Here is a 26,969-nt window from a genome sequence, read left to right on the forward strand (position 1 = left end):
AGCAAGATACCGAATCAGTCCGGCTTCAGTTGCTGCATAAGCTGCGCCACGATGGAAATTGCCATTATCGATGGTTGTCGACTGTTGATCCCTTCTATTCCCAAAGGGCAGTGAATACTGGCAATACACCCAAGGGGTACTCGATTGATCAGGCGCAAATTGAAACTGGCCAGTTTGCCACGACATCCCAGCAAGCCGATAAAGCGTGCATCACCGCGCAGCAAAATCTGCTCGATCCAGTCGAAATCAAGCAAATCGTCATCAGTCATCACCAGCCAGCAAGCATTGGCAGGCAAATTGCACATCTGCTCGACGCCGCCTGCCACAGGGTGAATATTGCCAGCCAACTCCTCGGGAAAAATTGACGGGCGACGATCCAGCCAAAATACGGTGCAAGGCAGCTCGCCCAGCAAACGAATCACCGCCCGACCGACAGGGCCTGCTCCACACAACACCACCTGCATCGTGCCGGCAGCCATATCAAGCACTTAGTGTCCAGGTACGGACATGACCTCCGTCGAGCTGGCTTCGGTCAGATCACTACTCCCAAGCCCATTGAAAAAGGCATTCAAGATTACCGCAGTCAAGCTTGCCAACAAGATACCGCTATGTAATAGCGGTGCCATACCTGCGGGCATCTGTCCAAAAAAATCCTTGGCAACTGTCGGAATCATGCCCATACCCAGACTGATGGCAACGATGTAGAGGTTGTAACGATTATGGAAGTCCACACGTGATAACACCTTGATGCCAGTGGCCAGCACCATGCCAAACATCACGATGCCAGCACCACCCAGTACGAAGGGAGGAATGGAGGCCACAACAATGGACATCTTAGGTACCAGCCCGAAAGCAATCAGGATAAAACCCGACATCACGCACACCCAGCGGCTACTCACACCGGTAATGCTGACCAGTCCGATATTCTGCGAAAACGAAGTATGCGGGAAGGTATTGAACATGCCACCAAACAGGGTGCCCACAGCATCGACACGCAAACCACGTACCAGATCCTGACGCTTGACAGGGCGATTTACGATTTCACCCAGTGCCAGAAACATGCCCATGGACTCAATGAAGACAATCAGCATCACCACTGTCAATGTGACGATGGACCATAGTTCAAATCTTGGTGCACCAAACTTGAAAGGCAGAATCATGGCAAACCAATTGGCATCCTGCAGTCCATTAAAATCAACTTTTCCCAGTAACAAAGCAATGACAAAGCCAAGTACCAGGCCCAGCAGAATGGAAATATTGGCAAGAAAGCCCGAAGCAAACCGGATGATCAACAGGATGAAGACGAGGACGGTCAACGAAATTCCCAGATATAAGGGGCTACCGTAATCAGGAGAACCGAGCCCACCTGCCGACCAATTGATACCGACGCCAATAATAGAAAGCCCAATAGAAGTAATTACTACCCCGGTGACCAATGGTGGAAAGAAACGAATCAGACGGCCGATCAGTGGAACCAGCAGCAGCGATATCAAACCTGCGGCCATGGTTGCCCCAAAAATTCCGGGAAGACCTAACTCAGGGTTCTGTCCGATCGCAATCATTGGCCCAACCGTGGCAAATGTAACTGCCATAATGACAGGCATGCGTATACCGAAACCCTTGATACCCAGACATTGCAATAAGGTAACTAAGCCACAACAGAACAAATCGGCACTCACCAAGAATGCAATTTGCTCTTTGGGTAGACCGACAGCACCTCCAACAATCAGCGGGACAGCCACAGCACCGGCATACATCACCAATACATGTTGTAGTCCAAGAGTAAATAACTGCAGAAATGGTAGCTTTTCATCTACCGGATGAATGGGTTTTATTACGCTCATCAGATCTCTCCTGTGCATCGCTCATGCCGTATGACTTGTGTAGTCCACCGATGAAACCAGCAAAATACGAGCATGAGCGGGCCACCCAGTTACTTCGGCAACAAGGAAAATAGCAAAATCAGGCAAATAAACTAGCGGGAAGCTTCGATTTGGTATTGTTGTGAGAGCATCACTTCATCACAGTTGTGACCACTGCCTACACGGTCAACCACAATGAAATCGCCTTCCTGCTGCAAGCTGATCAATGGGTGGTGCCAACAATTCCGAAAATAGTTAACACCCTGATCGGATTTGGCATGAAAGGCACGCAAACCACGCTCGTCTGGCATTCCATCAGGCAAGCTGGGAGCAACTACCACGACAAATGAAACACCATTACAAGGAATGAATGACTGGCTACCTAAAGGATGCCGCTCCAGCATACTTATACTAAGCGGAAAATCAAATGCGACGCCTCGTGCCATACTGATGGCAGGCAAACCATCATCCCCGCAAATATCGACCAGACCAAGCTTGTGATAACGACGCGTACTACCATTATTGATAGGAAACCAATCACTACCCGTTATTTCAATTACATTACCGAATGGTAAAAATGCTTCCTTGGTCAGCACTTCCAAATTAAGCAAAGCCATAATAATTCTCCTCACTCATATTTTATTGACTTTACTCACTTGCCAAACGACCCCAAATACGCAAACGACTGACGCCTCCATCAGGAAAAATATTCAACCGCACATGATTAACCGGACCTAAAGGACGGATATATTCTCGATCGAAAAAGTGCTGGGCATCCATGGTCGTTTTTTGTTCTGGCAACAAAGTTCCCCAGAACATTGCCTGGGTCACAATAGACTGATCTGCCCCATGATTAACCAATGCTGCCTGAATGGAAACACTATCTGGATAGTTACCCTTGAAATGAGCGGTATCAACTTCAATACGTTCGATCACTGCCGCATGACCAAGCTTTACAATACACCAGTCATTTCCGGGTTCTCGCCGACGCCGGGTTTCCCACCCATCCCCCATATTGATACCCCTACCGGGCATAATCAATCTAAATGGCACACCAAAATGAGCATCGTTATATGCAAGGACACGTCCCCCCTGCTGCAGAGCAGATACTTCGTATAAAGCACTTTTATCCTTACTACTCCAGTCGATATGAACCTCTCCATAAACACGTAGTCGTGCCACACCGCCATCAGGATAAATATTCAAACGAACATGAGTCCAGACACGGGCTTCATCAATGGCAAAAAAATGGTGCGCATTACCGCTTATAGATACTGCGGGAATAAGCGTTGTCCATTGCGTATTTTCGTCGGGCACTCCATCGGAATAGCAAGCTTCCAGCACTGCTGCGGGTGGGAAATTACCAGTAAAATGGCTGGTATCAATATCAATCCCTTTGATTACGCCTGGCAAACCCAATTGAATGACAGCATGGTCATGTCCTCCATTACGGCGACGCTGCGTCTCCCAGCCATCCATCCATTTCCCATGATCGTCAAACTTGCCAACCAAAAACACAGGTGATGCTGACTGCAACATACGCTCAGCTGGGGCAAACCATTCATCAGAACAGTGTACAACCTTGGCTCCAAAATCAGCATCTGCCAGATTCACATAGCGCCGGGCATAATCGGGCAACTCTACTGCCGCGGCATGTAGCACAGTGAATTCATGCTGAGAATTAATGCTCATGATGTCTCTCCTTTATTATCAATATTCAAAAAACGATTCTAATGAATAGTATGTGCTACGGTTTGTACGAGCAGGACTACACCAATAGAGAAAAAACATAAAGCTGAAACAGCGAGAAAGAACTTACGAAGACCAGCCATCTTGGACAGCAAGTAATTAGCCAACAGTCCATAGCCAAACTTGCAAAAAAAATCCACAACCATCCACCCAACAATCATCCATACAAGTTGAGGAAACAGTGGTTGCGTTGATACCAAAAACTGTGGCAAAAGTGCCAAAAAAAACACAATATCTTTTGGATTACTGATACCAAGCAGAAAGGCTTTGGAAAAGAGCTCAGTGCCAATCGGTAAGCCTCTCATTTCCACTTGAATAGATTTCATTCTTCCTTGCCATGTTCGCAACCCCAGATATAACAAATAGCAAGCCCCAAACAGCTGCAATAGCAAAAACATAGAAGGAGATGCCAATAACAGGGAGCCAATCCCTAGTGCAGACAACAGTAACAAACTGACCGATGCCAGAACTCCTCCAACAAAACCTGGCCAACTCCGCCATACACCGTATTGCACTGCGTTGCCGACCATGAAAAGAGACAAGGGGCCCGGCACAGCAATCACTACCGTAATCGCCAACAGGTACAAGACCAACATCTCAGCAGTCATCTAGCAACATCCTCAGGAAACATGGCCTCCAAGCGTAAACGTGCAATGCGGTATATTTGCTTCAAGCACTCTCGACGTTCTTCTTCAACTTCAGATCCCAAACGTCGTTCAAACTCACGGAGAATTCCCATTCGGTCATATCCACGAACGGCAAGAATGAAAGGAAACCCGAATTTAGCCTGGTAAGCCTGATTAAGATGATTCAGCCGGGCGAACTCTTCGGGTGAACATTGATCCAGCCCGGCTCCCACCTGCTCTTCCGAGGACTCCCGGGTCAATTCACCACGAACTGCGGCTTTGCCTGCCAACTCGGGGTGTGCTCTGATCAACGCCATCTGCGGACCATAGCCTGCCTTTTCCACTTCGGCGCTCATTACTGCAGCCAGTTCCATCACCGAATGAAACGGACGCAACGCAGCAGTACGTTCGGCCACCCAGGGAGAGTGTTCGAATACCCCACCAAGTGCATCAACAAAATCATCAAAAGGCAGTTGGTTCAACAACTCTAGTGTCATGCGAGGTTTCATGGGCATACCTCCCGCGCTGAATAAGGATGATGGCGTACCCAGTGACGGGCAATATCAACGCGGCGGCATATCCATACCCATTGATGCTGTTGAACGTAATCAAGAAATTTTTGCAGTGCAGCAAATCGGCCAGGCCGCCCGATCAAGCGGCAGTGCAAACCAATGGACAGCATTGCCGGGGATGATTCACCCTCGGCATACAGCACATCAAAACTGTCTTTGAGGTACTGATAAAAGTGCTTTCCTGTATTGAACCCTTGCGGGGAGGCAAAGCGCATATCGTTAACATCCAGCGTATATGGCAGCACCAGATGAGGTTTGTATTCCCCATTGTGCAAACGCACCTCAGTCCAAAAGGGTAATTCGTCACCATAATTATCGGCGTCGTATAGAAATCCTCCCTCTTCAACCACCAAGCGTCGCGTATTGGGGCTATCTCTTCCCGTATACCAGCCTGCAGGATGCTCACCGGTATATTGCTGCACGATTTCAACACAACGTTGCATATGCTCTCGCTCCAGCCCTACATCTATATCTTGGTAATGTAACCAGCGATAACCATGACATGCCAGTTCATGACCTTGCTCCACAAATGCAGCTGCAGCTTCCGGATTACGCTCTAGCGCCATACCAACAGCAAAAACTGTCAATGGCAATTCACGCCGCTCAAATTCACGCAAAATACGCCATACTCCAACGCGTGACCCATATTCGTATAAACTTTCCATCGACATATGACGTGCCGTATATGCAGCAGCTCCTACAATTTCTGATAAAAACTGCTCTGAAACAGCATCGCCATGAAGAACATTACTTTCTCCACCTTCCTCATAATTGAGAACAAATTGAACTGCCACTCTGGCCTGGCCTGGCCAGCACACCTGTGGGCGCTGTTTCCCATAGCCGACCATATCGCGTGGATAATCTCTCTTCATGCTATGAACTCCTTCGCCTTGGCATACACTGACACCCTCGACAAAACAAAAAGGATGGATTCACTCAAACGCGATGCTAACATTTATATCCAATCATCCCGATTCTGAACACATTAATCCACACCAGCTGTTATAACTACCCCAAAGTACTGATACGCTGGCGTACTTTGCATTTATCAACACATCCACGGCTTCAAATACACTCTGCATTCTCCACATAGATTTCGTACCGAAAGTAGCAAATCGATCATCTACTCGGTTTCGATTCATCAGCACCAAGCGTACCGTAGCTCCCAACGGGATAAACATGTCTGAAAGTACAGCTTCAGACCAACTCACAGAATAAAATCACACCATCACAAGCTTTCAAGGATAAGCGTGCTGCTCACAGCCTATCGGCATTTACGCTTAACCGGATGAGAGATAGTGCCATTGAGGGGAAGAATCTACTTATTCATCAAAAAGGATAGTGTTTCACTTTTCTAATTGCCGCAACATGGCATGCACCTCCATTCAAATATTGACAATTACCACAAAAACAAAACAATATCGCCAAAATCATGCTTTACAACACCCTAAAAAATGAATTCAATCTGAACTAAAAGACAGGGCTTTCTTACCAAGGAGACAATAATGGGACATATTTCCACACATGTTTTGGACACCATGCATGGTCGGGCCGCAAAGGGGATGTACTTCGAGCTATACCGTGTAACAGAAGAAAAACGGAGCCTGCTGTGTCAGCAGCATACCGATGTGGATGGTCGGAGCAGCAAGGCTTTATTGAACGGTGACGAGATGAAAGCCGGCATCTACGAACTGATCTTCTATGCAGGAGATTATTTTATTGCGCAAGGCGTAAAACTGGCTCAGCCCAGTTTTATAGACCGTGTAATACTGCGCTTTGGTATTGCCGACCCCAGTCAAAATTATCATGTCCCACTAATTGTCACACCATGGACGTACTCAACTTACCGCGGCAGCTGACTACTATTCTTTCTATCAGGAAAAAAACTTATGGAAAGCTATCTCACGGAGTTTGGCAACCTGCTGCTACGCTGGTTGCATGTCATTGCCGCCATTGCCTGGATCGGTGAATCAATTTACTTCGTCATGCTAGACAACAGCCTGACAAAGCCAAATGGAGAAAAGGATTCACGCTATGACTTGATTGGTGAAATGTCATCGGTACACGGTGGTGGCTTCTACCACAATCAGAAATATCTGACCCACCCCCCTTTCCCCTTAGATGAAAAGCTACACTGGTCATTCTGGAAGTCTTACACTACTTGGCTTTCAGGCTTTGCCTTGTTCTGCTTGCTATACCTGAGCAATGCTTCTGTCTATCTGGTTAACCCGGCAAGTCCTTGGGCTTGGGCAGCAGTATTGACCCCAGGAGAAGCCGGTGTCGCTGCACTTGCATTGCTTATTGTTGGATGGCTACTTTACGACGAGTTATGTCGCCGAATCAGTCCAGAAATGCAAAGAGATGGTCTCTTGAGCGTAGCTGTTGCAATCCTGATGTCAGGAGTCGCGTACTTCAGCAGTCATGTATTTCAAGGGCGGGCAGCATTCCTTTTGACAGGAGCAGTAATGGCAACATGCATGTCTGCAAATGTATTCTTCTGGATCATTCCGGGTCAGCGAAGAATGGTAAAAGCACTTAACTCTGGAGAACAACCCAATCCACTGGATGGTAAGCGGGGAAAACAACGGTCTGTACACAATACCTACTTTACGCTACCTGTGGTTTTTCTGATGATCAGCAACCACTATGCCTTTGCTTACAGTAATGAGGCATCGTGGTTCATCATGACGCTATTCATTCTGGCCGGGGCATTAATCAGGCAGTATTTTGTGCTGCGCCATCAAGGACAGAATATGCTGACATTACCAGCGGCCAGTGGAATTCTCTTGTTTGTCATTGGAATGATAGCGGCACCCACTGACATCAAAACAGTCCCGACAGAAACAAGGAGTAGCAATAGCAATAACAACAAATCCTTGCCTGCTACAAGCAATAATATCCATATGGTCAGTCGCATCCTGCAAGAGCGCTGCGTTTCGTGCCATTCAGCAAGGCCCACGCAAGTCGGATTTAGTGCCGCGCCGGCAGGCATACTACTTGATAATGATCAGGATATCCAAAGACATCACATCAAAATCAAACAAGTAGTAGCCAGTAAATACATGCCCTTGGCCAATCTGACAAAAATGAGCGACGAGGAGCGACTTCAGATTTCACAGTGGGCACCATAAGGAACAGGCACTCTTTTATCCAGGTGAAACTTTAATCAGTTTCACCTTTTTTATTTTCAACCATTTTCCATCAACCAGGATTGCGGTGCATTTTCAATCCATTCAACTTGTAATATAAAATGGGGTGGATAAATCCACCCCGATCGTAATACACTATCAACAAATCGTTATTTCAAAACTATTGTGCTGGAATAGAATAATCAGATAGTTTCTCCAGCGCACGTACCATTGCACTATGATCCCAAGCCCCACCACCTTGAGCAACACAACTATTAAACAACTGTTGCGCCAGTGCCGTTACAGGTAAGGCCAATGCCATTTGCTGGGCGCTGCTTAGCGCCAGATTGAGATCTTTTTGATGCAATGTAATTCGGAATCCTGGATCAAATGTCCGCTTTACCATACGTTCACCATGCACTTCCAGTATTTTGGAAGAAGCAAAGCCTCCAAGTAGCGCCTGCCTTACCTTTTCAGGGTTAGCTCCTGCACGCGAGGCAAACAGTAGTGCCTCACCCACCGCCTCGATAGTCAATGCAACTACTATTTGATTGGCTACCTTGGCAGTTTGACCATCTCCATTGCCACCAACCCTGGTGATATTTTTCCCCATCAATTGCAATACGGGTAGCATTTGCTCGAAGACAGGCTGTGGCCCTCCTACCATAATAGATAAGCTGGCTGCACGTGCTCCCACCTCTCCACCGGAGACCGGAGCATCCAGATAGTGTCCACCCAATTGCTCTATCCGACTGGCAAATTTCTTGGTTTCAATCGGAGAAATGGATGACATATCCACGACTACCTTGCCGCTAAGATTTGCTTCAGCCACGCCATTGGCCCCAAACAATACGGCTCCCACATCTGGGGTATCTGGCAGCATCAGAATAATGATGTTGGCTAACTCAGCGACCTGTTTCCCACTGTCACAAACAGTAAGCTGATAACTTGCCAAAGACGGAGGTACGCCGCTGCGTGAATTGACGAATAGTGAATGGCCAGCTTCTATCAAGTGTTTGGCCATAGGAGCACCCATGATGCCTAGTCCGATAAATCCAATTTTTTTCATCTATGTCTCCTCGTTTTAATCAAACTTACTGGTACTGCGTCATCCAGCCCAGGCCTGCGACGGTAGTACTTTTAGGTTTGTATTCGCAGCCAATCCACCCTTGATATCCAATTCGGTCCAAGAAACTGAACAAGAAGGAATAATTGATTTCGCCCGTGCCAGGCTCGTGCCGGCCCGGATTATCTGCCAGCTGGATATGTGCGATATGCGGTAGTTGTAGCTGCAGTGTCTGGGCCAACTCTCCTTCCATACGTTGCATGTGATAAATGTCGTACTGGACATACAGATTGTCGCAGCCAAGTTCCCGTATCATGGCGAGTACCTGTCGGGTTCGTGACACCACAAAACCGGGAATATCGAATGTATTGATAGGCTCGACTAATAGCTTGATCCCTTCTGCTTTCAAGGCTTTTGCAGCAAAACGCAGGTTGTTGTGCAGGGTCTCCTGTACGACATCGGGGTCTGCATTTTGGGGGCGTATACCTGCCAGAACGTTTAATTGACGGCATCCAAGCACTTTTGCATAGCTGATTGCTTCGCCAACGCCATCCTGAAATTCTGCTTTACGGTCAGGCAGACAAGCGATTCCACGCTCACCAGCAGCCCAGTTACCTGCCGGAAGGTTGTGTAGTACTTGTTCTAGCTGGTGCTTATCCAATAGCTCAGCCAGCTGCTGTTTGTCGTAACCATAGGGAAACAGGTACTCAACTCCCCGAAATCCGGCTTTGGCTGCGGCTTGAAAACGTGACAGAAAATCTACTTCGTTAAACAGCATGGTGAGGTTGGCGGCAAATCTTGGCATAGGACTCTCCCACAGGATGTCGGCCGGTCAAGTTTGCCGGCCACATGGTTATTGCCGACTTACACGGTCAAATCGACAATATCTTCAAATTCGTTGATGGCATTGATTTCAGTACCCATGGCAATATTGGTGACCCGTTCAAGGATGACCTCGACTACAACCGGTACAGAGAATGCTTCCATCAAGCGGCGTGCCTCGGCAAAGCCTGTTGCCAGCTGCTCCGGGTCAGTCACTCGTACTGCTTTACAGCCCAATCCTTCCACTACCTTGACGTGATCAACACCATAGCTACCAAGCTCTGGAGCATTGATGTTCTCGAAACTCAGTTGTACGCAGTAGTCGATATCGAACTGGCGTTGAGCCTGGCGAATAAGCCCCAGATAGCTGTTGTTAACCAACACATGAATGTATGGGATGCGGAACTGCGCGCCGACGGCGAGCTCTTCCACCATGAACTGGAAGTCATAATCCCCGGAGATGGCGACCACTTCGCGTGTGGAATCCGCTACCTTGGCACCAAGCGCCGCGGGAATGGTCCAGCCCAGTGGTCCAGCCTGGCCGCAGTTGATCCAGTTGCGAGGCTGATAAACATGCAGGAACTGGGCCGCAGCAATCTGCGACAGACCGATGGTGCTGACATAGCGGACATCGCGCCCAAAATGGCGATTCATCTCTTCATACACGCGCATCGGTTTGATTGGCGTGTCGGCGTGATCCGAACGTCGCAACATGCTGGCCTTTCTCTGCTGGCACGCCTGCAGCCAGTCATGCCGAATGGTCAAGCGCCCTTGGGCGCGCCATTCACGTGCCACTTCAATCATTAGTTCCAATGCCATGGCAGCATCAGAGGTGATACCAAAATCGGGGGCGAATACCCGTCCGATCTGGGTGGGTTCAATGTCGATGTGAACGAATTTGCGACCCTGGGTATAGACTTCGACCGAGCCGGTATGCCTGTTGGCCCAGCGGTTTCCAATACCAAAGACAAAATCAGCAGCCAGAAGAGTGGCATTGCCATAGCGATGTGAGGTTTGCAGTCCCACCATACCGGCCATCAGCGGATGGTCATCAGGAATGCAGCCCCATCCCATCAGGGTAGGAATCACCGGAATCTGAACAATTTCGGCAAACTCGGTCAGCATTGCGGAGGCATTGGCATTGATCACGCCACCACCGGCGACAATTACCGGACGCTCGGCGTCCAACAGCATTGCGAGTGCCTTTTCAACCTGTGCACGCGTGGCACGTGGCTTGAAGGCCGGTATCGGTTGGTAGGTTTCCGGATCGAATTCAATTTCAGTCATTTGTACATCAAAAGGCAGGTCCAGCAATACCGGACCAGGGCGCCCTGAACGCATCAAATGAAATGCCTGTTGCAATGCGCCTGGCAGTTGCGCAGCTTCCATCACGGTAGTCGCCCATTTGGATACCGGACGTGCAATTTCCTTGATATCCACTGCCTGGAAATCTTCCTTGTGCAAGCGTGAGCGTGGTGCCTGCCCGGTTATGCACAGGATGGGAATGGAGTCCGCTGCTGCCGAGTACAAGCCGGTAATCATATCGGTTCCTGCCGGACCTGAGGTACCAATGCAGACACCGATATTGCCAGCCCGTGCCCGCGTAAAACCTTCTGCCATGTGCGATGCACCTTCAACATGGCGTGCCAGAAAATGGCGTATGCCACCTATCTTCTTCATGGCGGCATACATGGGATTGATCGCAGCACCGGGTACACCAAAGACAGTGGTCACCCCTTCCTTGATCAGCACGTGTACTGCAGCCTCGATTGCTCGCATTTTGGCCATTGGATAGCTCCTGGGTTAAGCAGGCCTCACCACACTGGTTGCAGCCTATTTGTTTGGAGACTATCCTGCGCAACAATTTTCAGTCAATGGCAAATGGAAGTGGTTTCCATTTTTATAAATTTACATTAAATATCGTTTATTTTCATCAAGTTATCGAATTTGTATTTATGGAAAAACAGACCAATTCATTACTTTTCAAACTTGAAAACCTCCTATCCAGGCAGTTATTACACTCAGCTGTACCTAAGGCGTAAAATTGCACAGCACACAGCGCCCGATCCACAATCAACAACGAGGATTTATGAGCAAAGCCGATACACTTCCCGCCCGTGGCAATATACGCAAGCGTACCGATGGCCAGGTGGCCGGCACAGGCCAAGTGCAATCGCTAACCCGTGGGCTGGTTTTGCTTGAACGCATTGCAGAAGCACCAGCTGGCATCATGCTGACCGATCTTTCGATGCAGGTCGGGCTGCCAAACTCCACGACACATCGCTTGCTGACCACCATGCAGCAAATGGGTTTTGTTCAACAGACTGGAGACCTGGGGTTGTGGAGCATAGGCGTCCGCGCGTTTACCGTCGGGAGTGGCTTTCTGAGCAGCCGCGACTTGTCTACGCTGGCAATGCCGATCTTGCGACAAGTGATGGAGGCGGCGGGTGAAACCAGCAATCTGGTGGTTTTCGACACTGACGCCTGGCAAAGCGTCGTGGTGGGACAAGTGCAATGCCGGGAGCTAATGCGCATGCTTGCACCGATAGGCGGGCGACTTCCCCTACATGCATCAGGAGCAGGCAAGGCATTTCTCGCAGCGCAGGATGAAGCGCACATCGAGCGTATCCTGCAGAAGACCGGTCTGCCCCTGTTTACCGGGAATACCATCACGACCCCGGCACAGCTGAAAGAGGAGATGGCACAAATCCATAAACAGGGATTTGCTGTTGATGATGGTGAGCATGCGGTTGGCTTACGCTGTGTTGCCAGTTGCATTTACGATGAATCTGGCAATGCGTTTGCCGCTATCTCGGTTTCCGGACCTGCATCGCGCATTCCGGATGAGCGCATCACCCACCTGGGCTCTCTGGTGATGCGGGCTGCTGGCGAAATCACCCGTTTGTATGGCGGAAAAGCAAGAAAGCCCAGCTGACTGCCTCTGCCAAATAAAAAAGGCTCTGCATGTGCAGAGCCTTTGCTTTGTCCGGAGAAACTCAAACTATTGCGGGTCTCGCAAACCTGGCGGCAGGGCAAAAACGGTGGACTCTTCCACACCACTGAGTTCTGACACACTTTCAGCACCATAGCTGCGAATCTGTTCGATAACCGCCTGGACCAGCACTTCCGGAGCGCTAGCACCCGCAGTGACACCAACCCGCTGCTTGCCGTCAAACCACTCTGGCTTGAGCAAAGAAGCATTGTCCACCATATACGCGTCCACGCCTCGCAATGCAGCAACTTCGCGCAGGCGATTGGAGTTAGAGCTATTGGGAGAGCCAACTACCACGATGATATCGCACTGGTCGGACAGTACCTTGACCGCATCCTGACGATTCTGCGTGGCATAGCAGATATCGTCCTTTTTCGGGCTGGTAATGGCGGGAAAGCGCTGCTTGAGTGCTGTGATGATGTCCCGTGTCTCGTCGACGGAAAGCGTGGTCTGACTGACATAAGACAGCGCTGAAGGATTGCGCACTTCAAGGCGGGCGACATCTTCAACGCTTTCCACCAGATACATGCCGCTATCTACCTGCCCCATGGTTCCTTCGACTTCAGGATGTCCGGCATGACCAATCATGATGATTTCCATCGCGGCCTTGTGCATGCGCTTCACTTCGACATGCACCTTGGTCACTAGCGGACAGGTTGCGTCAAACACTTGCAAGCCGAGCGCCTCGGCTTCGGCACGCACAGCCAGCGGCACACCATGAGCGGAATACACCAGTGTGCTGCCGGCGGGTACGTCTTTCAGCTCTTCGATGAAAATGGCACCTTTGGCACGCAGGTTTTCCACGACAAAGCGGTTGTGCACCACTTCATGCCTGACATAAATGGGAGCGCCAAACTTCTCGATGGCACGCTCGACGATGGCGATGGCCCGATCCACCCCGGCACAAAAGCCACGCGGGTTGGCCAGCATAATGGTCTTCGTCATCTGTAGTCCTTGCAAAACGCCACCACACGATGGATGGCAAAAACAGGTTCAATGCGCTCTGGGTTGCTTCAGGCTGTCGAGCACCATCAGCACGGCACCGACACAAATGAAGGAATCTGCCAGATTAAAAGCAGGGTAATACCAGCTGTGCTGGTAATGCACGAGGATGAAATCGACCACATGACCATAGGCCAGCCGGTCTATCACATTCCCGATGGCACCGCCCATGATGAAGCTGGCAGCAATATTCATCAGACGGCTAAAGCGACCCCTGATGATGTTCCAGCCCAGATAGGCTGAAACACCAAGCGCCAGCAGGGTGAACAAGTACTTCTGCCAGCCACCTGCATCACGCAGGAAACTGAATGCAGCGCCCGGGTTGTAAATCAGGGTGAAGCTGAAATAGCCGGGAATGACATCCCGCATTTCGCCAAACTGGTACTGCGTATTGAAATAAATCTTGGAGAGCTGGTCCAGAACGATGACCAGCAATGCCAGCCCCATCCATTTGCTCCAGACTCTGGCGTGAGGCACCTGCATGACAGATTCCATTTGATGACTTCCTTACCGGTCTATCCCCCGGAGCCTGTCCGGGGGATGCTCGGGAACAATCAGGCGTGCGCTCTGACTTCACCCTTGCCATCGATATTATCGACGCAACGTCCACATACTGCGCCATGACCGGCATGAGACCCTACATCAGCCCGATAGTGCCAGCAGCGATCACATTTCTGGTGTGCAGAAGGTGTCACGGTGATGCGGGTCTCCTCGGCCTCACGGACGCGCGCGGCCGATACGATGAGCACAAACTTGAGGTCGTCACCCAGGCTGGCCAGTTGCTGGTACAAATCACCGGCGGCCTCGATATCCAGCTCGGCTTGCAAGGAGGAACCCAGCTGGTCGGCACTGCGCAGCTCTTCAATCTGCTTGTTGACCTGGGCGCGCAGGCTGCGAATGGCTTGCCACTTCTGCTGCAAGGCTTGCTCGCTGGCTGCGGTGAGTGCAGGGAACTCGTGCCAGGTGTGGTACAGGGTGGACTCTTCATCACTCTTGGTGAGGACTTCCCAGGCTTCATCTGCGGTGAAGCACAATACCGGTGCAATCAACAACAGCAAGCTGCGGCTCAGATGATAGAGCGCTGTCTGGGCACTGCGGCGGGCATGACTGTCCGCCTTGGTGGTGTACAGACGGTCCTTGATGATGTCCAGATAGAAAGCACCCAGATCTTCCGAGCAGTAATTCACCACTTCCTGCATGGCATGGTGGAAGGCATAACGGGTGTACAGTTCGCCCGCCACTTTTTCCTGAACCTGACGCGCCATCAACAAGGCGTATTGATCCAGCTCCAGCATTTCACCAAACGGCACGGCATTTTCCAGCGGATCGAAATCCGACAGGTTGGCCAGCAGGAAGCGCAGGGTGTTGCGCAGGCGGCGGTAGCTTTCGGTCACCCGCTTGAGGATTTCATCGGAAATCGCCAGTTCACCGGAGTAATCAGTGGAGGCTACCCACAGACGCAGAATGTCGGCGCCCAGGCTGTCATTCACCTTTTGCGGCGCTACGACATTACCTTTGGACTTGGACATCTTCAGGCCCTTGCCATCCACTACGAAACCATGGGTCAGCAATTGCTTGTACGGTGCGCGACCAATGGTGGCGCAACCTGTCAGCAGGGAGGACTGGAACCAGCCGCGGTGCTGGTCGCTACCCTCCAGGTACAAGTCAGCCGGCCAGGCTAGTTCCGGGCGCTGCTTGAGCACGGCAAAGTGGGTGGAACCGGAGTCGAACCACACGTCCAGAGTGTCGGACAGTTTGCGATACTCGGCGGCTTCGCTACCCAGCAGCTCCTGTGCATCCAGGCTGAACCAGGCTTCGATACCCTGCTGTTCGATGCGCAGTGCCACTTCTTCCAGCAAGGCCAGTGAACGCGGATGCAGCTCGCCCGTTTCCTTGTGCACGAAGAAGGTCATCGGTACGCCCCAGTTACGCTGGCGGGATACACACCAGTCCGGACGGTTACCAATCATGGCTTCCAGGCGCGCACGCCCCCATGCCGGGAAGAATTCGGTTGCATCGACCGCGCTCTTGGCACGCTCGCGCAGTGCCACACCATCCTTGCCCTGCTTGTCCATGCCGATGAACCACTGGGCCGTCGCACGGAAGATGATGGGTGTCTTGTGACGCCAGCAATGCGGGTAGCTATGCAGCAATCGGGCCTGATGAATCAGGGTGCCATGCTGTTCCAGCGTTTCGATGACTTTGGGATTGGCTTCCCAGACCGACAGACCGGCAAACAGCTCGGTAGTGGACTTGTAGCGGCCATCATCCGCCACCGGGTTGTCAATCGGCAGGCCGTATTGCTGACCGACCTGGAAGTCTTCCAGACCGTGTGCAGGGGCGGTATGCACCAGACCGGTACCGGCATCGGTAGTGACGTGGTCACCACAGATGACAGGCACGCTGCGGCCATAGAACGGATGCTGCAATTGCAGCATTTCCAGCTTGTCGCCAGTGGTCTCTGCCAGCACCTTGGCATCGGCAAAGCCGTAGCGCTGCAGTGCAGACTCGGCCAGTTCCTTGACCAGGATGAGCTTGCCCTTGGGGGTATCAATCAACTGGTAAGTCAGCGCAGCACTGACTGCCACCGCCTGGTTGGCCGGCAGTGTCCACGGGGTGGTGGTCCAGATAACGGCCATGGCACCGGCCACCTGCTCGGCAGTCAGGTCGAACGCGCTAGCCAGCTTATCCTGATCCAGCACACGGAAACCAACATCGATTGCCGGAGAGTTCTTGTCTTCGTACTCGACTTCGGCTTCAGCCAGTGCGGAGCCGCACTCGATGCACCAGTGCACGGGCTTTTCGCCCTTGAACAAATAACCGTTGCTGTAAATCGTGCCCAGCGTGCGCACGATGTCAGCCTCGGTCTTGAAATCCATGGTCAGGTAGGGATTCTCCCAGTCACCCAGTACGCCCAGGCGAATGAAGTCCTTCTTCTGACGGGCAATCTGCTCCTTGGCATATTCGCGGCACAGCTCGCGAAACTTGGCGGCAGGAATGGATTTGCCATGCAGCTTTTCCACCATCAGCTCGATCGGCAGACCATGGCAGTCCCAGCCCGGCACATAGGGGGCATCAAAACCTGCCAGCGTCTTGGAGCGAACAATGATGTCTTTCAATACCTTATTGACCGCATGACCAATATGGATGTCGCCGTTGGCATACGGCGGGCCATCATGCAGGATAAATTTCGGGCGACCGGCAGACAATTTGCGCACTTTGTCATAGCGCTTCTGTTCCTGCCAACGCTTGACCCAGGCAGGTTCGCGTTTGGCCAGATCCCCTCGCATGGCGAACGGGGTATCCAGCAGGTTGACGGTTTTACGGTAATCGATGCTCATGCCTGCTCTCGCTGCAAACTGGTCAAATAAGTATGGGCACTGGCAGCGTCTCGTTCTATCTGCGCTACCAATGCCGGTAAATTGTCGTAGCGCTCTTCATCGCGCAACTTCTTCAGGAAATGCACCGTGACACGCTGGCCATAGAGATCGCCGGCAAAATCAAACAGGTGCGCTTCCAGTTTGTAATCACTGCTATTGCTGACCGTAGGGTTGAGCCCCAGACTGGCCACCCCGCCCTTGCGTCCGAACGGGGTATCTACTTCTACCACAAACACACCTTGCAAAGCGGGTTTCAGGTGTGGCAAATGCACATTGACCGTGGGGAAACCAATGGTGCGCCCCAGCTTCTGCCCATGCATGACCTTGCCGGAGATCTGGTAGCGCCGTCCCAGCAATGCATTGGCTGCGTCCAGGTCTCCCAAGGCTAGTCGTTCGCGCACCAGCGTGCTGGATGCGCGTTCTCCCTGTACCAGAACCGATGGCATCGCTTCAGTCACAAAATGCGGACAGGCGGACAACAGTTGAAAATTGCCCTGGCGCGCAGCACCAAACTGAAAGTCATCACCGATCAGCAAATAGCGCGTTTTCAGGTCCCGAACCAGAACATCCTGGATAAAATCCTGCGCAGTCATGCTCGCAAAACGCTGATTGAAGCGAAAGACAAACACATAATCCAGCAAGCCAGAGGCTTGCAGGACATTCAGCTTATCGCGCAAGGTGGACAAGCGGGCGGGAGGATTACTTCGGGTAAAGAACTCACGAGGATGCGGCTCGAATGTCAGCAAGGCTGTAGGCAAGGCGCGCGCGGTAGCCTCGTCCTTGAGACGCCGCAGCATGTGCTGATGGCCAAGATGCACGCCATCAAAGTTCCCAATGGTCAATGCACAGCCAGCGAGCCCGAAACGTCGTGGATCTCCTAGAAATACCTGCATCTGACGCCTAGCATCCTGAAAACTTATGATTGTAGCCGCCGGCAAGCAGTAGCGTCCAGCCATGTAATCAGAAGTGACAAAACAAAAAAGCCCCACGTTTGTGGGGCTTTTCGGTGTTTACCAGCGCAAATTACTTGGTGGTAACTTTAACAGCGTCGATTACAACATCAACACGACGATCCGGCTCGATGCAGGCCTTGATTTCAGCATTCTGCTTCTTGTTCTTGGCGTATTTCGGGAACTTGGCCTTGCACTCGTCGGTCATCTTGGCATCAGCCTTGCCCTTGCCTACGGCAGTAACCTTCTCAGCCGGTACACCAGCGTCAACGAAGTAAGCCTTAACAGCATCAGCACGCTTCTGGGACAGGGCGTTGTTCAGCTTGTCGGAACCCATGAAATCGGTGTAACCGTCGATTTCAACACCGTTCAGTTGACCTTGGCCAGCGTGTGCCTTCAGCTTGGCAACCAGCGGATCCAGTTCGCTCTTGGCATCCGGACGCAGGGTAGCCTTGTCGAAGTTGAACAGAACCTTGGCGGACAGGGTTACGTGTTCCTTCACGGAAACCGGAGCAGCCTTCGGAGCCTGAGCTACCGGAGCAACCGGCTTGGCAGCTTCGCGATCACCACACTCAACCAGGCCTTCCTTGGCCTTGTCGAAGTAAGCGGTATGCCAGCATTCGCCATAGTTATTACGGGAAACGGCATCGGTGGATTGATCAACGGTGTAGCCCGGCTTAGCTGCGAACGCGCTAGCGGAAACCAGCAGAGCAGCAACCAAGGCGCTCAGTTTCAGCTGTTTAGTCATATTATTCCCTCTTTTATCTATGAATCGGTATTGATGCGGTTGACGCAAACACCACGCGGACAATTCTACTGCAAACAACAGGGTAAGCGCCAAACTGTGTTTATGCAGTTAACGGGCACTATAGAAATGCGTCTATCCGGTGTCAACACAGCACGACGGCAAAAGCAGCGGAATTGTTGCAGAAAAGCATCATAAATCTGCAGCCAAGCCGTCATTCTGTCTCATTCACACGACACTATCACTGAGATGTTACACGCCGACGAAACAGCGGAACAGGTTCCCTGTGTGTCGATTGGTAACGTTCCGTGAAGGTGTCATATCCGGCCAGCGCACCATCAGTGTCCTTGCCATCCTTGATTTCGAAGGCATTGAAGCCGACTTGCCACAGATAGTGCAGCAAATCCACCCATACGTCGCCGAGCGCTCTTAGCTCACCGGCATAGCTGTAGCGCTCCCGCAACAAGCGACCGAGACTGTAACCGCGACCATCCGTAAAGGCCGGGAAATCGACCGCAACCAGAGGCAAGTCCGGCAAATCAGCGGCCAACAAGGCCGGATCGGCATCCGGAGCCAGCCACACTGCCGTTTTGCCAACCCGGCCCTGCCAGGCAGACTTGTCCGCCAGCCACAATGCAAGGGGAACGATCACATCGACATCCGCAGCCACTTGCGGGTATTGGCCTTGCTCATCAGCACGCAATACCTGCCAGCTGTCCTGCGTAATTTGTCCATCCTTAATGATGCTTCGCATACACGCGCTCCTTGAAGGGGTCGAGGCCGATACGGCGTACGGTTTCAATAAAGCGCTCTCCGTTTGTGCGCTGCTCCAGATAGACCGTCATGATTTTTTCAAAAGCCAGTGGCACATCAGCCTGGGCAAAGGAGGGGCCGATTACCTTACCGATGGTGGTATGACTTCCCTGACTGCCGCCCAGCGTAATCTGATACCACTCCTCACCATTCTTATCCACACCAAGAATGCCGATATTACCGATGTGATGGTGACCGCAAGCGTTCATGCAGCCGGAGAAATTGCAATCAATCTCGCCGAGGTCGAACAGGTAATCCAGATCCTCAAAGCGGGTCTGGATGGCTTCAGCAACCGGAATGGAACGCGCATTGGCCAGGCTGCAGAAGTCACCGCCAGGGCAGCAGATGATGTCGGTGAGCAAACCGACATTGGGGGTGGCAAAGCCCTGGCTCTTGGCCAGTTGCCATACTTCATACAAGTCCCGTTCGCGTACATCCGGCAGGATCAGGTTCTGCTCATGCGCCACACGAAGCTCACCATAGCCAAAGCGGTCCGCCCAGTCGGCAGCGGCGTCCATCTGTTCTGCGGTGATATCGCCCGGCGGTACGCCGGTCTTCTTCAATGACAGTACGACAGAACGATAGCCGGCCTGTTTGTGAGGACGGGTGTTGCGCTCCAGCCAACGGGCAAATGCAGGCTCTACAGCCAGTTTGTCTGTCAGTTCCGGCGGATTGGACTGCAGCACGTCATAGGCCGGATCGGTGAAGTAACTGGCGTAATGGGCAACATCCACATCCCGCAGGGTGGATGGGCCATCTTTCAGATGCAGCCATTCGTCTTCTACCTTGGCGGCAAAGCCCTCAACAGTCATGGCTTTGACCAGAATCTTGATCCGCGCCTTGTACTTGTTGTCACGGCGACCAAAACGGTTATAAACGCGCAGCACCGCATCCAGATAGGTCAGCAGATGGCGGGTCGGCAGGAATTCCTTCACTACCTCGCCAACAATCGGGGTACGCCCCAGACCACCGCCGACAATCACCTTGAAGCCGACTTCACCCGCCTCATTGCGCACTACATGCAGGCCGATGTCGTGTACTTGCGTTGCGGCACGGTCTTCCACGCTGCCGGATACGGCAATCTTGAACTTGCGCGGCAGGAAGGCAAATTCCGGGTGCAGGGTGCTCCACTGGCGGATGATTTCGCAGTAGGCACGCGGATCGAGCAATTCGTCCTGGGCGACGCCGGCAAAGGCATCCGTGGTGGTATTGCGCACGCAGTTGCCGGAAGTCTGGATGGCATGCATTTCCACTTCGGCCAGTTCGGCCAGAATATCCGGCACGCGCGCCAGTTCCGGCCAGTTGAACTGGATGTTCTGACGCGTGGTGAAGTGAGCGTAGTTCCTGTCGTAGGTGCGGGCAATGTGCGCCAGCTTGCGCAGTTGACGGCTGGACAGGTGACCATAGGGAATGGCCACACGCAGCATGGGCGCATGGCGCTGCACATACAGGCCATTCATCAGGCGCAGTGGGCGGAATTCGTCTTCAGTCAGCGCGCCGCTCAGAAAGCGCTGGGTCTGATCGCGAAACTGTTCAACTCTCTCGCGCACAATGCGATGGTCGACTTCATCATAACGGTACATGGTTGCTTGTCCTTGGGTAAGGTTGGCCTGGTAGGAACGGCCAGCCTTATGCTGGGCGCTTGAGAGGACTGGATTTGATGTGCAGTCCGCACTCTTTCGATTCCGGGTTTTCCCACCACCAGCGTCCGGCTCGCACATCTTCGCCAACGGTGATGGCGCGGGTGCAAGGAGCGCAGCCGATGGAAGGATATCGCTGATCATGCAGGGCGTTGTACGGCACATCGTTGCTGCGGATGTACTCCCATACTTCGGCCTCGGTCCACTCGATCAGCGGATTGAATTTCATCAAGCCGTTGTCTGCGTCAAACTCCTGATTACCCAGGTCTTGCCGGGTGGGCGACTGTTCGCGTCGCAGGCCGGTAATCCATGCCGACTTGCCTGCCAGGGCGCGCTTCAGCGGCTCGATCTTGCGGATCTGGCAACAGGACTTGCGCAATTCAACGCTTTGATAGAAACCGTTGATGCCATGCGTGTTGACATAACTTTCGGTTGCAGCGGTTTCCGGGAAGTAAACCTTGACCGCTACCGCAGGATAACGCTCGGCCACCTGCTGCATCAGGGTATAGGTTTCGGCAGGCAGGCGACCGGTGTCCAGGCTGAACACCTGCAGCGGCAGGGACAGGCGGGCGATCAGGTCGGTCAGCACCATGTCTTCGGCACCATAGCTGTTGGCCAGCACTGCGTCAGGGTGTTTGGCGGCAATTTCGGTCAACAGGGCTTGAGTTGCTGCAAGTTTTACATCCAGGCTCATCGAGCGCTCCACGAATAGGTAAAGTCTGGCTAGGGCATCATCCTACCCAAGCCCTATATAAACCTAAAAGAATATTGTGTTAGTATTTAATGCCTACAGGTTTTATGGAATATGCCCGTCTTATGAAACTGCAACAGCTGCGCTATCTGGTCGAAGTGGCCAAACAGGGTCTGAACGTGTCCGAAGCGGCAGAGAAACTGCACACTTCGCAACCGGGCATTTCCAAACAAATCCGCTTGCTGGAAGACGAGCTGGGCATCCAGGTGTTTATCCGCAATGGCAAGCGCGTGGTTTCGGTATCTGAACCGGGCAAGGAAGTGTTGCGCATTTCCGAGCGCATCCTGCGCGAAGCGCAAAACCTGAAGCGCGTCGGGGATGAATTCTCGCGCGAATCGGAAGGTGCACTCACCATTGCCACCACCCACACCCAGGCACGCTATGCCCTGCCCCCCACCATTGCCGCTTTCGTGCAACGCTATCCCAAGGTCAAGCTGTCGATCAAGCAAGGCAGCCCCACCCAGATTTGCGAGATGGTGGTTTCCGGCGAGGCGGACCTGGCCGTGGCCACCGAGGGCATCGCTCTTTATAAAGAGCTGGCCATGCTGCCTTGCTATGAGTGGAACCGCTCGGTGGTTGTCCCGCAAGACCACCCCTTGTTGCAGCTGGATCGTCCGCTCACCCTGGCTGACATCGCCAGCTATCCGATTGTCACCTACGACTTTGCCTTTGCCGGCCGCTCAAAGATCAACAAAGCCTTTGCCGACCAAGGGCTGAGCCCCAATGTCGTGCTGACCGCCATCGATACGGATGTGATCAAGACCTATGTTGCCCTGGGCCTGGGCATCGGCATCATCGCCAGCATGGCATTCGAGCCCAATCGCGATGCCGGCTTGCGCATTATCGACGCAGGGCATCTGTTCGAGCCGTCCACTACCAAGATCGGCATTCGCAAGGACGCCTACCTGCGCGGCTTTGCCTATACCTTTGTCGAACTGTTTGCGCCGCATCTGCACCGCCGCGAAGTGGAAGCAGCCCTGCTTGCCCATGACAGCGATCTGGACGACTAAGACCCGACAACACCCCTCCATTCCAGCGTTGTGCCTTCCTGCTTCAGGGGCGCAGTACTATTTTATTAGCCACTGCACACAGCAGGCTCAACGCTCCGACAAGCAAACGCCCCGGCATGCCGGGGCGTTTTTGCTGCGTCGACCTGCTGCTGGTTACAGAGTCAGGCCGCCGGTTACTTCAATGGCGGCACCATTGATGTAGCTGGCTTCGTCCGATGCCAGGAAGGCATAGACGTTGGCGATTTCGCTCGGGTCTGCCATACGCTTCATCGGCACCTTGTCTTCCATGGCCTGGATGACTTTTTCCGGCATGGATTTCAAGATGGGCGTTGCCACAAAGCCCGGGCATACGGCGTTGGCACGGATGCCTTTCTTGCCCAATTCCTTGGCCCAGGTTTTGACAAAGCCGATCACGCCAAACTTGGTGGCTGCGTAGTTGGTCTGGCCAAAGTTGCCATATACGCCAACAACGGAGGAGGCGTTCAGGATCACACCGCCACCCTGTTCAACCATGGTATCCACCACGGCGCGGGCGCAGTTGTAAACACCCTTCAGGTTGATGTCGATCACCTTGTCGAACTGGTCGTCGGTCATCTTGATCAGCTGGGCATCCATCACGATACCGGCATTGTTGACCAGCACGTCGATACGGCCAAAACGGTTTTTCAGATCGCCAACCATATCGGCAATCTGCGCCTTGTCCGTGACATTGACCAGGTAGCCTACAGCTTCCCCGCCCTGAGCCTTGAGTTCTTCCACCACAACATTCACGGCATCGATGTTCAGGTCACAGACGGCAACAATGGCACCTTCCTTGACAAACTTCTCTGCAGTCGCCTTACCGATACCGCTGGCAGCGCCAGTGATGATGGAGACTTTCCCTTTCAATCGCATGGTTCTTCCTTCATTAACTTGAGGTTGCAGGCAACCCGGTGTCGGGTCGACTTTCGGGCTCCACCATCGACCCATTCAAGATCGGGTTCCTGTTTGGTCTTGTCGTTATTATGTTTTTGCTACAAAAAACGGGAGCATCGTGTGCTATTTTGCAGCGCAACACGATGTCGCACTGCAATATAGCGCACCTGCTCCCGTCGGTAAAGCAATCGCTCTAGCCCGCCTGTCAACAGGACAAAGGCATTGAATAAAGAGCGATTTCCGCCTTATTCCAGACCCTTGCTGGCCAGGTAGTCTTCGTAATTGCCGGTATAGTAGTCATAACCACCCTTGCCATCCAGCTCCAGCACATGGGTAGCCAGCGAGCTGACGAACTGACGGTCGTGCGAGACGAAAATCAGCGTGCCCTTGTACTTTTCCAGCGCCATGTTCAGGGATTCGATCGACTCCATGTCCATATGGTTGGTCGGTTCGTCCATGATCATCACGTTCGGCTTTTGCAGGATCAGCTTGCCATATAGCATGCGGCCCTTTTCACCACCAGAGAGAACACGTACCGGCTTGGTCACCTCATCACCGCCGAACAGCAGACGGCCCAACGTGCCACGGATGACCTGCTCGTCGTCACCTTCCTGACCCCACTCGCGCATCCACTCGGTCAGGTTCATGTCGGTGTCGAAGTCGGCTTCGTGATCCTGCGCGAAATAACCGATCTGGGCTTTTTCCGCCCATTTGATATTGCCGTAGTCTGCAGTCAGTCCTTCGGCAAAAGCGGGTTCGAACGCACCAGCCAGCAGCTTGACCAGCGAGGTTTTACCCGCGCCGTTAGGGCCGATCACAGCCAGGCGGGCACCGGCTTCCAGGATGAAGCTCATGTCCTTGAACAGCACCTTGTTGTCGTAGGCCTTGCTCAGGTTTTCCACTTCAACGGCCTGACGGTGCAGCTTGAACTTGTCGTCGGTCTCGAAACGGATGAACGGGTTTTGGCGGCTGGAAGGCTTCACCTCCACCATTTCCGACTTCAACTTGTCCACCTGCTTCAGACGGGAAGTAGCCTGACGCGCCTTGGACTTGTTGGCCGAGAAACGGGCCACGAATTCCTGCAGTTCCTGGATACGTTCCTTGGCCTTGCTGTTGGAGGACAGCTGACGTTCGCGAGCCTGGGCCGAGGCAATCATGTAGTCATCATAATTACCCGGATAGATACGGATGGTGTTGTAGTCCAGGTCCGCCATGTGGGTACATACGGAATTCAGGAAGTGGCGGTCGTGGGAAATGATGATCATGGTGGAGTTGCGCTCGTTCAGCACATACTCCAGCCAGCGAATGGTGTTGATGTCCAGGTTGTTGGTCGGTTCGTCCAGCAACAGGATGTCCGGGTTGGAGAAAAGCGCCTGCGCCAGCAGCACACGCAGCTTCCAGCCCGGTGCCACTTCACTCATCGGACCAAAGTGCTGCTCCACCGGAATGCCCACACCCATCAGCAGTTCGCCGGCACGTGCTTCGGCAGTGTAGCCGTCATATTCGGCAAACTTGGCCTCCAGCTCGGCCGCGTGCATGTAGTCTTCTTCGGTGGCTTCGAGATTGGCATAAATGGCGTCACGCTCGCTCATTGCCGCCCACATCTCAGTATGGCCCATCATCACCACATCGATGACGCGCTGGTCTTCGTAGGCAAACTGGTCCTGACGCAGCTTACCCAGACGCAGGCCGTTTTCAATGGCCACTTCACCGCTGGTCTGCTCCAGGTCGCCACCCAGAATCTTCATGAAAGTCGATTTGCCGGAACCGTTGGCACCAATCAGGCCATAACGGTTGCCTTCGCCAAACTTGACGGAAACCTTTTCAAACAAAGGTTTCACGCCAAACTGCATGGTAATGTTGCTTGTCGTAATCACGCTTGGGATCCTTCAGCCAATCCAGCCGTAAGTATCGGAAAAACCGTGGATTCTAACACATCAGCACGACATTCCGGCGCTTGGCACCAAATGCAATGACATGCTTTTGACCCGTAGGGGAATTCCGCTACAATCGAAGACTTTGAATCCTCATCCCTAGATATAGGCAGAACTATGCTTACCGGTAGCTTGGTTGCCCTGGTCACCCCGATGTCCGCAGATGGTCGGGTCGACTTCGAATCTCTTTCCCGCCTGGTCGATTTCCACATCGACAACGGCACCAGCGGCATCGTAGCCGTTGGTACCACTGGTGAATCCGCCACCCTTGCTGTTGATGAACACATCGCCGTCGTTGAAGCCGTCATCAAACAGGCCAAGGGCCGCGTCAAGGTTATCGCCGGTACCGGGGCAAACTCCACCGCCGAAGCCATCGAACTGGCTGCCCATGCCAAGCAGGCCGGTGCCGACATGACCCTTTCCGTGGTGCCCTACTACAACAAGCCGACGCAGGAAGGCATGTACCGCCATTTCCGCGCAATTGCTGAAAGTGTCGACATTCCGGTAATCCTGTACAACGTACCGGGTCGTACCGTTGCTGACATGAACAATGACACCGTACTGCGCCTCACCGAAGTGCCCGGCATCATCGGGCTGAAGGATGCAACAGGCGATATCGGCCGCGCTTGCGACCTGATCAGCCGTGTCCCGAAAAACTTCGCGCTGTACTCCGGCGATGATGCAACCGGCATGGCATTCATGCTGTGTGGTGGTAATGGCGTCATCTCCGTCACCTCCAACGTTGCACCGAAGCTGATGAGCCAGATGTGTGACGCCGCCATTGCCGGTAACGCGGCCTTGGCACGCGAACTGAACGACAAGTTGCAAGGTCTGCACAAGCAGCTGTTTGCCGAACCCAACCCGATTCCGGCCAAATGGGTACTGCAAGAGCTGGGCATGATTCCTGCAGGCATCCGCCTTCCCCTTCATGTAATGTCGGACAGCCTGCGCCCGCAGCTGACGGCCGCCATGAAGCAGGCTGAACTCATTTAAACCCCCTGACGACAAGGGA

General features: G+C 52.8%; 25 protein-coding genes. 5 read left to right on the plus strand and 20 right to left on the minus strand.

Annotated elements, in window-relative coordinates; translation table 11 throughout:
* Positions 1–14: 14 nt before the first annotated feature.
* From ACE3SE_RS05270 to puuE, 7 genes are all read right to left on the minus strand, one after another.
* Positions 15–479 carry an XdhC family protein gene (locus tag ACE3SE_RS05270; protein ID WP_374554172.1) on the minus strand — a complete coding sequence of 155 codons (465 nt, stop codon included), beginning with the start codon at positions 477–479 and terminating at the stop codon, positions 15–17.
* A gap of 9 nt (positions 480–488) precedes the next feature.
* Positions 489–1,844: a nucleobase:cation symporter-2 family protein gene (locus ACE3SE_RS05275; RefSeq protein WP_045847584.1), complete on the minus strand. Its 1,356-nt coding sequence runs from the start codon at positions 1,842–1,844 to the stop codon at positions 489–491.
* 131 nt (positions 1,845–1,975) lie between these two features.
* Positions 1,976–2,479 (minus strand): ureidoglycolate lyase, encoded by a 504-nt coding sequence (locus ACE3SE_RS05280; RefSeq protein ID WP_131358286.1) that lies wholly within the window; start codon positions 2,477–2,479, stop codon positions 1,976–1,978.
* A 31-nt stretch (positions 2,480–2,510) separates the two neighbouring features.
* Complete coding sequence (gene alc, locus ACE3SE_RS05285) at positions 2,511–3,554, minus strand: allantoicase (protein ID WP_374554149.1); 1,044 nt, start codon at positions 3,552–3,554, stop codon at positions 2,511–2,513.
* 38 nt (positions 3,555–3,592) lie between these two features.
* A complete protein-coding gene (locus ACE3SE_RS05290; RefSeq protein WP_374554150.1) occupies positions 3,593–4,219 on the minus strand; it encodes a LysE family translocator in 627 nt (208 codons plus the stop codon).
* Positions 4,216–4,746, minus strand: coding sequence for a 2-oxo-4-hydroxy-4-carboxy-5-ureidoimidazoline decarboxylase (uraD, locus tag ACE3SE_RS05295; protein ID WP_374554151.1), 531 nt, complete (start codon positions 4,744–4,746; stop codon positions 4,216–4,218). The genes ACE3SE_RS05290 and uraD overlap by 4 nt, the downstream gene beginning before the upstream one ends.
* A complete protein-coding gene (gene puuE, locus ACE3SE_RS05300) occupies positions 4,743–5,681 on the minus strand; it encodes an allantoinase PuuE (protein ID WP_374554152.1) in 939 nt (312 codons plus the stop codon). Before puuE ends, uraD begins: the two co-directional genes overlap by 4 nt.
* A gap of 633 nt (positions 5,682–6,314) precedes the next feature.
* On the opposite strand from puuE, the gene uraH reads away from it, so the two are divergent.
* Entirely contained in the window at positions 6,315–6,668 is a 354-nt protein-coding gene (gene uraH / locus ACE3SE_RS05305; RefSeq protein ID WP_374554153.1) for a hydroxyisourate hydrolase, read from the plus strand.
* Positions 6,669–6,698: 30 nt separating this feature from the next.
* A complete protein-coding gene (locus ACE3SE_RS05310; protein ID WP_374554154.1) occupies positions 6,699–7,940 on the plus strand; it encodes a urate hydroxylase PuuD in 1,242 nt (413 codons plus the stop codon).
* Positions 7,941–8,118: 178 nt separating this feature from the next.
* On the opposite strand, the gene ACE3SE_RS05315 is transcribed toward ACE3SE_RS05310, so the two are convergent.
* Genes ACE3SE_RS05315 through gcl form a run of 3 tightly spaced genes read right to left on the minus strand, consistent with a single transcriptional unit; the run spans position 8,119 to position 11,613 of the window.
* Positions 8,119–9,006, minus strand: coding sequence for a 2-hydroxy-3-oxopropionate reductase (locus tag ACE3SE_RS05315; protein WP_374554155.1), 888 nt, complete (start codon positions 9,004–9,006; stop codon positions 8,119–8,121).
* Between the two features lie 25 nt (positions 9,007–9,031).
* Positions 9,032–9,808 carry a hydroxypyruvate isomerase gene (hyi, locus tag ACE3SE_RS05320; RefSeq protein ID WP_131358263.1) on the minus strand — a complete coding sequence of 259 codons (777 nt, stop codon included), beginning with the start codon at positions 9,806–9,808 and terminating at the stop codon, positions 9,032–9,034.
* A gap of 59 nt (positions 9,809–9,867) precedes the next feature.
* A complete protein-coding gene (gene gcl, locus ACE3SE_RS05325; RefSeq protein ID WP_374554156.1) occupies positions 9,868–11,613 on the minus strand; it encodes a glyoxylate carboligase in 1,746 nt (581 codons plus the stop codon).
* A gap of 301 nt (positions 11,614–11,914) precedes the next feature.
* Here gcl and iclR point away from each other — a divergent pair, with 301 nt between their 5' ends.
* Positions 11,915–12,760: a glyoxylate bypass operon transcriptional repressor IclR gene (gene iclR / locus ACE3SE_RS05330; RefSeq protein ID WP_374554157.1), complete on the plus strand. Its 846-nt coding sequence runs from the start codon at positions 11,915–11,917 to the stop codon at positions 12,758–12,760.
* A gap of 66 nt (positions 12,761–12,826) precedes the next feature.
* Here iclR and ispH read toward each other — a convergent pair whose 3' ends face one another.
* The 8 genes from ispH to ACE3SE_RS05370 all read right to left on the minus strand — a co-directional run bounded on the left by ispH (position 12,827) and on the right by ACE3SE_RS05370 (position 22,041).
* Entirely contained in the window at positions 12,827–13,762 is a 936-nt protein-coding gene (gene ispH, locus ACE3SE_RS05335) for a 4-hydroxy-3-methylbut-2-enyl diphosphate reductase (protein WP_045847594.1), read from the minus strand.
* Positions 13,763–13,810: 48 nt separating this feature from the next.
* Positions 13,811–14,302 carry a signal peptidase II gene (gene lspA / locus ACE3SE_RS05340; RefSeq protein ID WP_231588895.1) on the minus strand — a complete coding sequence of 164 codons (492 nt, stop codon included), beginning with the start codon at positions 14,300–14,302 and terminating at the stop codon, positions 13,811–13,813.
* A gap of 71 nt (positions 14,303–14,373) precedes the next feature.
* Entirely contained in the window at positions 14,374–17,160 is a 2,787-nt protein-coding gene (gene ileS, locus ACE3SE_RS05345; protein WP_374554158.1) for an isoleucine--tRNA ligase, read from the minus strand.
* Positions 17,157–18,092, minus strand: a complete 936-nt coding sequence (locus ACE3SE_RS05350; RefSeq protein WP_062787476.1) for a bifunctional riboflavin kinase/FAD synthetase — start codon at positions 18,090–18,092, stop codon at positions 17,157–17,159. The genes ileS and ACE3SE_RS05350 overlap by 4 nt, the downstream gene beginning before the upstream one ends.
* A 130-nt stretch (positions 18,093–18,222) precedes the next feature.
* The gene (locus ACE3SE_RS05355) at positions 18,223–18,897 is read right to left on the minus strand and encodes an OmpA family protein (RefSeq protein WP_374554159.1); all 675 of its coding nucleotides are present in this window, start codon (positions 18,895–18,897) and stop codon (positions 18,223–18,225) included.
* Between the two features lie 238 nt (positions 18,898–19,135).
* Positions 19,136–19,648 (minus strand): DUF934 domain-containing protein, encoded by a 513-nt coding sequence (locus ACE3SE_RS05360; protein WP_045847599.1) that lies wholly within the window; start codon positions 19,646–19,648, stop codon positions 19,136–19,138.
* On the minus strand, positions 19,632–21,290 hold the full coding sequence (locus ACE3SE_RS05365) for a nitrite/sulfite reductase (RefSeq protein ID WP_374554160.1): 1,659 nt from the start codon (positions 21,288–21,290) through the stop codon (positions 19,632–19,634). The genes ACE3SE_RS05360 and ACE3SE_RS05365 overlap by 17 nt, the downstream gene beginning before the upstream one ends.
* A gap of 46 nt (positions 21,291–21,336) precedes the next feature.
* On the minus strand, positions 21,337–22,041 hold the full coding sequence (locus ACE3SE_RS05370; RefSeq protein ID WP_045847601.1) for a phosphoadenylyl-sulfate reductase: 705 nt from the start codon (positions 22,039–22,041) through the stop codon (positions 21,337–21,339).
* Between the two features lie 122 nt (positions 22,042–22,163).
* On the opposite strand from ACE3SE_RS05370, the gene cysB reads away from it, so the two are divergent.
* Positions 22,164–23,108: an HTH-type transcriptional regulator CysB gene (cysB, locus tag ACE3SE_RS05375; RefSeq protein ID WP_062787463.1), complete on the plus strand. Its 945-nt coding sequence runs from the start codon at positions 22,164–22,166 to the stop codon at positions 23,106–23,108.
* Positions 23,109–23,261: 153 nt separating this feature from the next.
* Here cysB and fabG read toward each other — a convergent pair whose 3' ends face one another.
* Positions 23,262–24,002, minus strand: coding sequence for a 3-oxoacyl-ACP reductase FabG (gene fabG, locus ACE3SE_RS05380; RefSeq protein WP_131358243.1), 741 nt, complete (start codon positions 24,000–24,002; stop codon positions 23,262–23,264).
* Positions 24,003–24,268: 266 nt separating this feature from the next.
* Positions 24,269–25,900 (minus strand): ABC-F family ATPase, encoded by a 1,632-nt coding sequence (locus tag ACE3SE_RS05385; RefSeq protein WP_374554161.1) that lies wholly within the window; start codon positions 25,898–25,900, stop codon positions 24,269–24,271.
* 174 nt (positions 25,901–26,074) lie between these two features.
* Between ACE3SE_RS05385 and dapA the strand changes: the two genes are divergently transcribed.
* Positions 26,075–26,950, plus strand: coding sequence for a 4-hydroxy-tetrahydrodipicolinate synthase (gene dapA, locus ACE3SE_RS05390; protein ID WP_178972359.1), 876 nt, complete (start codon positions 26,075–26,077; stop codon positions 26,948–26,950).
* Positions 26,951–26,969 lie beyond the last annotated feature (19 nt).

This window comes from Aquitalea pelogenes (assembly GCF_041914625.1).
In the GTDB taxonomy this organism is placed as follows: domain Bacteria; phylum Pseudomonadota; class Gammaproteobacteria; order Burkholderiales; family Chromobacteriaceae; genus Aquitalea; species Aquitalea pelogenes.

Bases quoted from the DNA above. Each gene is read 5' to 3' on its own strand.
- ACE3SE_RS05270 (WP_374554172.1), bottom strand. From the start codon at position 479: ATGGCTGCCGGCACGATGCAGGTGGTGTTGTGTGGAGCAGGCCCTGTC.
- ACE3SE_RS05275 (WP_045847584.1), bottom strand. From the start codon at position 1,844: ATGAGCGTAATAAAACCCATTCATCCGGTAGATGAAAAGCTACCATTT.
- ACE3SE_RS05280 (WP_131358286.1), bottom strand. From the start codon at position 2,479: ATGGCTTTGCTTAATTTGGAAGTGCTGACCAAGGAAGCATTTTTACCA.
- alc (WP_374554149.1), bottom strand. From the start codon at position 3,554: ATGAGCATTAATTCTCAGCATGAATTCACTGTGCTACATGCCGCGGCA.
- ACE3SE_RS05290 (WP_374554150.1), bottom strand. From the start codon at position 4,219: ATGACTGCTGAGATGTTGGTCTTGTACCTGTTGGCGATTACGGTAGTG.
- uraD (WP_374554151.1), bottom strand. From the start codon at position 4,746: ATGAAACCTCGCATGACACTAGAGTTGTTGAACCAACTGCCTTTTGAT.
- puuE (WP_374554152.1), bottom strand. From the start codon at position 5,681: ATGAAGAGAGATTATCCACGCGATATGGTCGGCTATGGGAAACAGCGC.
- uraH (WP_374554153.1), top strand. From the start codon at position 6,315: ATGGGACATATTTCCACACATGTTTTGGACACCATGCATGGTCGGGCC.
- ACE3SE_RS05310 (WP_374554154.1), top strand. From the start codon at position 6,699: ATGGAAAGCTATCTCACGGAGTTTGGCAACCTGCTGCTACGCTGGTTG.
- ACE3SE_RS05315 (WP_374554155.1), bottom strand. From the start codon at position 9,006: ATGAAAAAAATTGGATTTATCGGACTAGGCATCATGGGTGCTCCTATG.
- hyi (WP_131358263.1), bottom strand. From the start codon at position 9,808: ATGCCAAGATTTGCCGCCAACCTCACCATGCTGTTTAACGAAGTAGAT.
- gcl (WP_374554156.1), bottom strand. From the start codon at position 11,613: ATGGCCAAAATGCGAGCAATCGAGGCTGCAGTACACGTGCTGATCAAG.
- iclR (WP_374554157.1), top strand. From the start codon at position 11,915: ATGAGCAAAGCCGATACACTTCCCGCCCGTGGCAATATACGCAAGCGT.
- ispH (WP_045847594.1), bottom strand. From the start codon at position 13,762: ATGACGAAGACCATTATGCTGGCCAACCCGCGTGGCTTTTGTGCCGGG.
- lspA (WP_231588895.1), bottom strand. From the start codon at position 14,302: ATGCAGGTGCCTCACGCCAGAGTCTGGAGCAAATGGATGGGGCTGGCA.
- ileS (WP_374554158.1), bottom strand. From the start codon at position 17,160: ATGAGCATCGATTACCGTAAAACCGTCAACCTGCTGGATACCCCGTTC.
- ACE3SE_RS05350 (WP_062787476.1), bottom strand. From the start codon at position 18,092: ATGCAGGTATTTCTAGGAGATCCACGACGTTTCGGGCTCGCTGGCTGT.
- ACE3SE_RS05355 (WP_374554159.1), bottom strand. From the start codon at position 18,897: ATGACTAAACAGCTGAAACTGAGCGCCTTGGTTGCTGCTCTGCTGGTT.
- ACE3SE_RS05360 (WP_045847599.1), bottom strand. From the start codon at position 19,648: ATGCGAAGCATCATTAAGGATGGACAAATTACGCAGGACAGCTGGCAG.
- ACE3SE_RS05365 (WP_374554160.1), bottom strand. From the start codon at position 21,290: ATGTACCGTTATGATGAAGTCGACCATCGCATTGTGCGCGAGAGAGTT.
- ACE3SE_RS05370 (WP_045847601.1), bottom strand. From the start codon at position 22,041: ATGAGCCTGGATGTAAAACTTGCAGCAACTCAAGCCCTGTTGACCGAA.
- cysB (WP_062787463.1), top strand. From the start codon at position 22,164: ATGAAACTGCAACAGCTGCGCTATCTGGTCGAAGTGGCCAAACAGGGT.
- fabG (WP_131358243.1), bottom strand. From the start codon at position 24,002: ATGCGATTGAAAGGGAAAGTCTCCATCATCACTGGCGCTGCCAGCGGT.
- dapA (WP_178972359.1), top strand. From the start codon at position 26,075: ATGCTTACCGGTAGCTTGGTTGCCCTGGTCACCCCGATGTCCGCAGAT.